Annotated in this window: 4 protein-coding genes and 1 pseudogene; 3 read left to right on the top strand and 2 right to left on the bottom strand. The window is 69.7% G+C overall.

Annotation, left to right across the window (positions count from 1 at the left end; genetic code table 11):
• On the top strand, positions 1–191 hold a 191-nt coding region (locus tag HLH28_RS11605), incomplete at its 5' end, for a hypothetical protein (RefSeq protein WP_220790055.1).
• Between the two features lie 233 nt (positions 192–424).
• Here the strand turns inward: HLH28_RS11605 and tldD are convergent.
• Positions 425–1,900 carry a metalloprotease TldD gene (gene tldD, locus HLH28_RS11600; RefSeq protein ID WP_182959228.1) on the bottom strand — a complete coding sequence of 492 codons (1,476 nt, stop codon included), beginning with the start codon at positions 1,898–1,900 and terminating at the stop codon, positions 425–427.
• A gap of 276 nt (positions 1,901–2,176) precedes the next feature.
• On the opposite strand from tldD, the pseudogene treF reads away from it, so the two are divergent.
• Positions 2,177–4,009 (top strand): annotated as a pseudogene (gene treF / locus HLH28_RS11595) (alpha,alpha-trehalase TreF); the annotation flags it as partial.
• Between the two features lie 231 nt (positions 4,010–4,240).
• Here the strand turns inward: treF and HLH28_RS18110 are convergent.
• The gene (locus HLH28_RS18110; RefSeq protein ID WP_246396043.1) at positions 4,241–5,287 is read right to left on the bottom strand and encodes a COX15/CtaA family protein; all 1,047 of its coding nucleotides are present in this window, start codon (positions 5,285–5,287) and stop codon (positions 4,241–4,243) included.
• 111 nt (positions 5,288–5,398) lie between these two features.
• Between HLH28_RS18110 and HLH28_RS11590 the strand changes: the two genes are divergently transcribed.
• Positions 5,399–6,133: a TVP38/TMEM64 family protein gene (locus HLH28_RS11590; RefSeq protein ID WP_246396018.1), complete on the top strand. Its 735-nt coding sequence runs from the start codon at positions 5,399–5,401 to the stop codon at positions 6,131–6,133.
• Positions 6,134–6,304 lie beyond the last annotated feature (171 nt).

Below are 6,304 nucleotides of genomic sequence, written 5' to 3'. Positions count from 1 at the left end.
CACCTCTGGAAATCGGCTCGATTCAGCCCACCCCGGAACTGGTGGACCAATATTTCAATGATTCGACCGACGAAGATGGCGACGGCTCGACGGACATGGCTGGATCCTGGTCGGGCAAAGGGGGCTTCAAGCGTGTCGACAGCCCCGCGTTCCATCCCGAGCTGATGGCGGTCGACGGCTCAAGGGGGTGATAGGACACCGTCTGCGACGACGTCGCGGGAGCCCACCAGGTATAGGGCTCCCGCGCACGACAGTTTTGGCCGCGCGGGCTATCGAACCGGGCATCCTGCTGGGGTCGGTTGCGGGTTTTGTCTGCCTTTTTCGGTAACTTGTCTTCCAGCTGGACGACCGAACGCCTTTTCGCCGGTTTCACGGCGGAACCCTGGGGAATGCCGCCAAGAACTCATGCAGACCCGGGCGAGGACTACTTCCCCGTTCCGCCCACCGTCAGCCCGGTCATCTTCAGCGTCGGCTGGCCCACGCCTACCGGCACGCCCTGGCCGGCCTTGCCGCAGGTGCCGATGCCCGGGTCCAGGGCCATGTCGCCGCCGACCATCGTCACCCGGGTCATCGCGTCCGCCCCGTTGCCGATCAGCGTGGCGCCGCGCACCGGGGCGGTGACCTTGCCGTCCTCGATCAGATAGGCCTCCGACGCCGCGAAGACGAACTTGCCCGACGTGATGTCCACCTGCCCGCCGCCGAAATTGACGGCATACAGGCCGCGCTTCGTCGACCGGATCATGTCCTCGGTCGTGGCGTCGCCGCCCAGCATGATCGTATTGGTCATGCGCGGCATCGGCGCATGGGCATAGGACTGGCGCCGGCCGTTGCCGGTGGGGCGCACGCCCATCAGGCGCGCGTTCATCCGGTCCTGGATATAGCCGGTCAGGATTCCGTCCTCGATCATCATCGTCCGGCCCGACGGCGTGCCCTCGTCATCGATGGTCAGGCTGCCGCGCCGGTCCGGCAGGGTGCCGTCATCGACGACCGTGACGCCCGGGGCGGCGACGCGCTTGCCCATCAGGCCGGCGAAGGCCGACGTGCCCTTGCGGTTGAAATCGCCTTCCAGCCCGTGGCCCACGGCCTCGTGCAGCAGGATGCCGGGCCAGCCCGCCCCCAGTACGATCTCCATCTCGCCGGCCGGGGCGGGAATGGCGTCCAGATTGACCAGCGCCATGCGCAGGGCCTCGTCCACCGCGCCCTTCCACACCGCCTCGTCCAGCAGGCGGGTGTAGGAATAGCGGCCGCCCAGCCCATGGCCGCCGCTCTCGCGCCGGCCGTCCTTCTCCACCACCACGGACACGTTCAGCCGCACCAGCGGCCGCAGGTCGGCGACGCGCTGGCCGTCGGCGCGAATGATCTGCACCGCCTGCCACTCCGCGGCCAGCGAGGCCGAGACCTGCACCACCCGGGAATCGCGCCCCCGGGCATAGCCGTCCAGCGCCGACAGCAGCGCGGCGCGCGATGCGAAATCGGTCTCGCCCAGCGGGTTGGCGTCGCCATACAGCCGCCGGTTGGTCGCCTGCGGGGCGGGGGCCATGACGCCGGACCGCCCGGCGCGGACCTGCGTCACCGTTTCCGCCGCCCGCGCCAGGGCCGATTCGCTCAATTCGTCGGCATGGGCGAAGCCGGTCTCCTCGCCCAGGATGGCGCGCAGGCCGAACCCCGAGGACGTATCGAAGGTGGCCGACCGGATCACTCCGTCATCCAGCGAGATCATCTCGCTCTCGCGATATTCCAGGAACAACTCGCCGTCATCCATGCCCTCCAGCGTGCGGCGGACCAGGCTTTCGGCCTCCGCGCGCCCCAGGGTGGCGCCCGCCCGGTCGAAGAACAGACGGTCGGTGGCGGTCAGCGGGTTCAGGATCGGGGAGGTCAGGCTCGGGGAGGGCGAGGGCATCGGGCAGTCTCCGGACGGCGGATCGGTCATCGCGAGTCATAGTCGTATTCCGACATGGGGCGAAACCGTCCGATTGGCCAGCACCCGCAGATGTTGGGCGGGTGAACTTCCCTCCATCCGGCCCGTTTTTCTTTCCGATCCCGCCGCCGCAGGGCATCCTGACCCTGCCAAGTCCCTGACCGACCGAGGAATCCGCGCCCAGTGACAGTGCCCCATCCGACCCATCTCCCTGTCTCCGCACGGTTCCGCGCCCGTGCTCTCTCCGGCCTGGCGGGCATGCTGGCCGTCCTGTCGGTTCCAATCGCGCCGGCGGCGGCGCAGGCCCTGGCCCAGGGGACCATCCAGGATACCGCCGCGCAGGCCGCGATCCTTCCCGCCCCCTTTCCGCCCCCGGTCGCCACCGTCGTCCCCTTTGGCGCGGCCCTTCCCCCACCGGCGATCTACCTGTCCCCGCTGGCGCCGCGTCCCGCCGGCCCCGGGGTGGCGGTGCCCTCGGCCGACCAGCAGGATCTCCGCCCGCCCTCCATCGCGCTGGACGGGCTGTTCGCGGCCATCGGCGCGGCCCATGTCTTCGACGACGCGAAGACCATCGCCGACGCCATCCCCGACGAGGCCCCGGATCCGCTGCTGGCCGACTACGACCGGCAGAAGGACCGCCCCGGGTTCGTGCTGAAGGATTTCGTGGCCCAGCATTTCTCGGTCGCGCCGCGCCGGACCGTGTCCTATCGCCGCCGCCCGAACGAGGGCGTGCGCGACTACATCACCGGCATGTGGGAGGTCCTGAGCCGCCCGCCCGACACGCTGGTGGCCCATTCCTCGCTGCTGCCTCTGCCCTACACCTATGTCGTCCCCGGCGGCCGGTTCAGCGAGATGTACTACTGGGACAGCTATTTCACCATGATCGGCCTGTACGAGGACGGCAGGATCGACCTGATGCGCAGCATGGTGCGCGACATCGCCTCGCTGATCGACCGGTACGGGCACATGCCCAACGGCAACCGCACCTATTACCTCAGCCGCTCGGAACCGCCTTTCTTCGCGCTGATGGTCGATCTGCTGGCGATGCATGACGGGCAGGTCGCCTACACGAATTTCCTGCCCGAACTGCAGCGCGAATATGATTACTGGATGGATGGCGCGGCGCAGACCGCGCCCGGCGCAGCCTACCGCCGTGTCGTGCGCCTGCCCGACGGAACGGTGATGAACCGCCACTGGGACGATCTCTCGACCCCGCGCGACGAAAGCTACCCCGAGGACATCGCCACCGCCACCGCGACAAACCGCCCGGCGGCGGAGGTCTATCGCGACCTTCGCGCGGGGGCCGAGACGGGATGGGATTATTCGTCCCGATGGCTCGCGGACGGGCACACGCTGTCCTCCATCCATACGACCGACCTGCTGACGGTCGAACTGAACTGCCTGATCGCGCATCTGGAGCAGACCCTGTCCCACGCCTACGCCCTGAACGGCAACACGTCCCTGTCCGATCGATATGCGCATGAGGCCACGGCGCGGATCGACGCCATCCGCCGCGTCCTGTGGGACGACAGGCAGGGGGCCTTCTTCGATTACGACTGGAAGAAGGGCGCGTTGTCGCCGGTCCTGTCAGGGGCGACGGTCATGCCGCTGTTCCTGCAGATGGCGACGCCGGACCAGGCGCAGGCCGTCGCCGCGACCCTGCGTGCCCGGCTGCTGAAAATCGGCGGGCTGACGACCACCGACCGGGTCAGCGGCCAGCAATGGGATTCTCCCAACGGCTGGGCGCCGACGCAATGGATGGCGATCAAGGGCCTGAACCAGTACGGGATCGACGACCTGGCGCAGGAGATCGCCACGCGCTGGATGGGGCGCGTGATCGGCACCTATGAAAAATCCGGCGTGCTGCTGGAAAAATATGACGTGGTGAACCCGGTGATCAGCCCGACCGGCGGCAAGGGCGGCGGCGAATATCCGATGCAGGTCGGCTTCGGCTGGACCAACGGCACCCTGCTGGGCCTGATGAACCGTTATCCGCAGGACACCCGCGTGGTGCTGGACCGCAATCCGCGCGCCGACCAGCCGCCGGCCCAGCCCCTGCCGCCGTTCAACGCTTACGACGTGAAGGGCCCGGCCAACGATAAGGGCCCGGTCACAGCGGCCCGCGTGTCCCCGGCTCCGGTCCCAGCGGCCCCGGTTCCTGCATCCCCGGTTCCGCCGGTCGTGGCGTCCACCCCGCCGGCTGCCGTGCCGCCGCCCGAACAGCCCCCGCTGCGCCCGTCCACGCCCGAAATCCCTTCGCCTGCGGCAGCCGCCTCCGCGTCGTCTCCCGCTGGATCCTCCTCCGCGCCCTCGGGCCCGGTATCAGGGCCGGCCGACGCCGCGCAGGCGGTGCAGGGTCACGATGGCGACGGTCAGCAGGACCGCGGCCCACGTCTGGTGCACGGTGCCGGCCCAGGCGGGCACGACCAGCAGCAGGGTAGTGACCCCCAGCGCGTACTGGATCAGCACGGCCCAGCCCAGTAGCATCAGCGCGTCCTGCGCGGGCTTGCCGATCTGCGGCGTGCGCAGGCCCGTGAACACGCAGGCCCCGATCGTCAGTGCGGTCGCGGTCGCCAGCAGCCGGTGGTCGAACTGGACGGCGGGAATGTTCTGGAACCAGTTCAGCCAGAACGGCGTCAGCCGCGCATAGCCGGCCGGGACCAGGCGGCCGTCCATCAGCGGGAACGTGTTGTAGGTAAATCCGGCATGCGTCCCGGCGGTGAAGCCGCCGGCGATGATGGTGATGCCGATCAGCACGGTGGCGGTCCACACCAGCCGCCGGGTCCGCACCACCGGCGGCGTGGCCGGGATGAAGGGGGCGGTGGGCGTGCGGACGGACAGGGCGGTCCACAGGATCGCGATATACAGCGCGAAGGCGCAGCACAGATGCAGCACCAGCCGCACCGGCGCCACCGCCGTGCTGTCGGGGTTGAAGCCCGAGGCGACCATGAACCAGCCGATCGCCCCCTGCAGCCCGCCCAGCACGAAGAACAGGACCAGCCGTGCGATCAGCCCGCGCGTCAGCGCGCCGGTCGCCGCGAACCAGACCAGCGGCACCAGCAGCACCAGGCCGATCATCCGTCCCCAGAACCGGTGCGTCCATTCGGCCCAGAAGATCTTCTGGAACCCCGACAGGCCGAAGCCGTCATGCAGGATCTTGTATTGCGGAATGGTCTGGTACAGCGCGAACTGCCGTTCCCATTCGGCATGCGTCAGCGGCGGCACGATGCCGGTGACCGGCCGCCAGTCCATGATCGACAGGCCGGATCCGGTCAGGCGGGTATAGCCGCCCAGCGCGATCATGCCGATCAGCATGAAGCATACGGCGAACAGCCAGGCCGATACCCGGCGGCGGTTCCGCAGGGCCATGGGCGTTGCGTCGTCGCGGCCGCCGGCCGGACGGAAGGGGATGCTTGTGGACATGCGGCCGATTTAGACTGCCCTTGCGGCCGGCCGCAAGGCGGTGCTAGGGCGCAAGCCATGCCGTATTCCGATCCCCCGGCCGGCGCGGCCGGGCGGTCATGCCCCCCGGCCCCCCCGAGTGCTGCCCCCGGCCGGATGCGTACGCTGGCGCGGCCGGCCCTGATGGTGGCCGCGTTCATGGCGGTGGGTGTCGTGTTGCGCCTGGCCCCCGGCCTGCATGGGCTGATGACCGATACCGCGCTGCTGCGCGACGGGGCCTGGGGGCGGACGGTCTTCCTGCTGGTGGCCGCCGTGTTCTGCGCCGTGGGCCTGCCGCGTCAGGCGGTCTGCTTCGCCGCCGGGGTGGCGTATGGTCCGCTGGCCGGGGTCGGGTTCGCGACGGCGGCGACGGTGGCAGGTGCGATGGCGGGCTTTTCCTGGGCGCGGGGCGTCGGGCGGGCGGCGGTGCGCAGGCGTCTGACCGGCCGGCTGGCGCGCCTGGACGGGCTGGTCGCGGCCAATCCGTTCGCCACCATCCTGACCCTGCGCCTGCTGCCCGTGGGCTCGGCCCTGATGGTGAACCTGCTGGCCGGGGTGTCGGGCGCCCCGGCGGGGTCCTTTTTTCTGGCGACCCTTGCAGGAAGCCTGCCGCAGACCATTGTCTTCGTCCTGCTGGGCAGCGGCGCGCGGATCGGCCACGGGTGGCAGGTGGCGCTGGCGGCGCTGCTGTTCGCGGCATCCGGGGCGCTCGGCCTCCGGCTGATGCGGCGGGGCGGCGGCGTGATGGACGGCGCTGCCCGGGACATGTCCTGAAACCGCCACGTTCCCGCCGGGTTTGGCGGGTTCCGTGGACAGGCGGCAAGGCAGGCGGGCTGTTGCGTGGATGCACCGCGTACAGCGAATTGCAGCCTTACTGTATTTAGGTGATGAAATGCGAAGGGCCGCTGGGATAGTAGGGCCCGACGATCTCTTACGGAGTGCCGC

The sequence above is a fragment of the Gluconacetobacter tumulisoli genome, from assembly GCF_014174155.1.
Taxonomy (GTDB): Bacteria; Pseudomonadota; Alphaproteobacteria; order Acetobacterales; family Acetobacteraceae; genus Gluconacetobacter; species Gluconacetobacter tumulisoli.
Note: the sequence above shows the minus strand (reverse complement) of the source record. Positions and strands in the feature narration are given on the sequence as shown.